This window comes from Pseudorhodobacter sp., from assembly GCF_030452865.1.
In the GTDB taxonomy this organism is placed as follows: domain Bacteria; phylum Pseudomonadota; class Alphaproteobacteria; order Rhodobacterales; family Rhodobacteraceae; genus Pseudorhodobacter.
The window spans coordinates 1-2,254 of the sequence record NZ_JAKDLJ010000502.1 but is presented as its reverse complement, the minus strand read 5'-3'; the positions used below and the strand labels follow the sequence as shown (position 1 = coordinate 2,254).

Annotated in this window: 3 protein-coding genes; 2 read left to right on the top strand and 1 reads right to left on the bottom strand. The window is 59.3% G+C overall.

The features are described from left to right. Nucleotides 1-61 precede the first annotated feature (61 nt). Nucleotides 62-1,177, top strand: coding sequence for a mandelate racemase/muconate lactonizing enzyme family protein (locus L0H65_RS18670; protein ID WP_301460700.1), 1,116 nt, complete (start codon nucleotides 62-64; stop codon nucleotides 1,175-1,177). Between the two features lie 194 nt (nucleotides 1,178-1,371). Then, nucleotides 1,372-1,521 carry a hypothetical protein gene (locus L0H65_RS18665; protein ID WP_301460699.1) on the top strand — a complete coding sequence of 50 codons (150 nt, stop codon included), beginning with the start codon at nucleotides 1,372-1,374 and terminating at the stop codon, nucleotides 1,519-1,521. 74 nt (nucleotides 1,522-1,595) lie between these two features. Here L0H65_RS18665 and L0H65_RS18660 read toward each other — a convergent pair. Further along, the coding region (locus L0H65_RS18660) for an aminotransferase class III-fold pyridoxal phosphate-dependent enzyme (RefSeq protein ID WP_301460698.1) at nucleotides 1,596-2,254 on the bottom strand (659 nt) is incomplete at its 5' end.

The window sequence follows — 2,254 nt, the reverse complement described above, 5'->3', positions numbered from 1 at the left end:
ACCACTTGATCATGCCGCGCATCCCCCCAATACTGCGCCAAACCGCAGCAAGGATACGCCCGTGTCGAAAATCAGCCAGATCGAAACCTTCACAGATGAATTCGTCTGCTTCACCAAAATCACGGCACAAGACGGGGCCATCGGTTGGGGCCAAACCTCCACCTATAATGCGGATATCACCGCACAAATCCTGCATCGGCAGGTCGCGCCCTGGGCCTTGGGCGCAATGATCGAAACGCAAGCTGACATCCTGCCGCTGATCCAGCGCATCGAGGAGCGGGAGCATAAATTCCCCGGTTCCTACCGCTGCCGCGCCAACGCGGGGCTGGATACTGCTTTGTGGGACATGCTGGGTCGGCGCGCGGGCAAACCGGTGGTGGAATTGCTGGGCGGCAAGCCAAGGAAATTGCGCGCCTATGCCAGTTCGATGAAGCGCGACATCACGCCAGAAGATGAGGCGGCGCGCTTTGTCAAACTGCGCGACACCCGCGGCTTTGATGCGTTCAAATGGCGTGTCGGCGCGGAATGTGGCCGCAATATCGACGAATGGCCGGGCCGTACCGAAGCGGTGATCCCTACGGTTTCCCGCGCATTGGGTGATGGTATCGCGAAACTCGTTGACGGCAACTCCGGCTTTTCTCCGACCCGCGCGATTGAGGTGGGTAAATTACTTGAAGCCAATGGCATTTCCCATTTTGAGGAGCCGACGCCCTATTGGGATCTGGACCAGACCCGCGAAGTGACGGAAAGCCTGACCATCGACGTGACCGGTGGTGAGCAGGACTGGGATCTGTCAACATGGGCCCGCATGATCGACATGCGCGCGGTCGATATCGTGCAACCGGATGTGATGTATATGGGCGGGCTGTCGCGCACGCTGCTGGTCGCGGAAATGGCGGCTGCGGTGGGCCTGCCCTGCACGCCGCACTCGGCCAATCTGTCGCTGGTGACGATCTGCACCATGCATCTGTTGGGCGCGATCCCGAATGCCGGGAAATACCTTGAATTTTCCATTGAAGGCCCGGATTACTACCCTTGGCAGGAGGGGCTGTTTCTGGGTGATCCCTTCGCGGTCACGGATGGCAAGTTGCAAATCCCCGAAGCCCCCGGCTGGGGGGTGGAGGTGAACCCCGATTGGCTGTCGCGCGCCAGCCATGCGGTCAGCACCTTGGACTAACCAAGGAGCCTTGCATCTTGCGCATTGCGGCGTTGCGGTTTTGGCTCTCGTTTTATCGGGTCAAAGCGCCTAAATACTCAGGTAACGGTAACGGGAACACCAACACGAAACCCCGCGCCCTTCGATTTACCGATACCAACCCCGCAAACCGGCAAGACGCGCAACGCTTTTGCCGCAGAATGGAGACTTGTCCGATGACCACTTTCGCCCGCGCCCTGAACTGGCTTGCATTCACCGTCAAAACCTCGGTTCGTGACCGCGCAGCATTGATCGCGCATCGCAATATCTGGCTCGGCAAGCAAGACCGCGTGATCGCGACCCCGGCCTGTTTCTACAGCTACTGATTTTCCGAAGATCGCTGCGAAACGCAAAAAGGCCCGGACAGTCACTGTCCGGGCCTTTTTCATGGAACAAAGGTTCACGCCGCCTTGAACAGCCCGTCCTTGATCAAGCCGTCATAAGTCTCATCCAGCGATTTGCGGGCGCGGGTCACCAGCGTATCAATCTCGGCATGGGTGATGACCAAAGGTGGGGCGATGATCATGCGGTCGCCGACATGGCGCATCACCAGACCGTTGGCAAAACAGCGCGTGCGGCAACGCAGGCCAACCGCACCTTCCTTGCCCGCAAATTTCGCGCGCTTGGCTTTATCCGGCGTCAGCGCCAAAGTCGCCATCAACCCGACCGAATTCGCCTCGCCCACCAGCGGATGGTCCAGCAGTGACGCCCAAGCCTTTGCCAGATACGGCCCGACATCGTCGCGCACCCGCTCCACCAGCTTTTCCTCCTGAATGATCCGCAGGTTTTCCAACGCCACCGCCGCCGCAACCGGATGGCCGGAATAGGTGTAGCCGTGGTTGAAATCGCCTGACGCCGCCAAGGTATTCGCCACCTCATCGCAGACCAAAGACCCGCCCATCGGGATATAGCCAGAGGTCAGACCCTTGGCGATGGTCATGATATGCGGGCGGATGCCCATGGTCTGCGAACCGAACCAATTGCCGGTGCGCCCAAAGCCACAGATCACCTCATCCGCGATCAGCAAAATCTCATACTTGTCGCAAATGCGCTGGATTT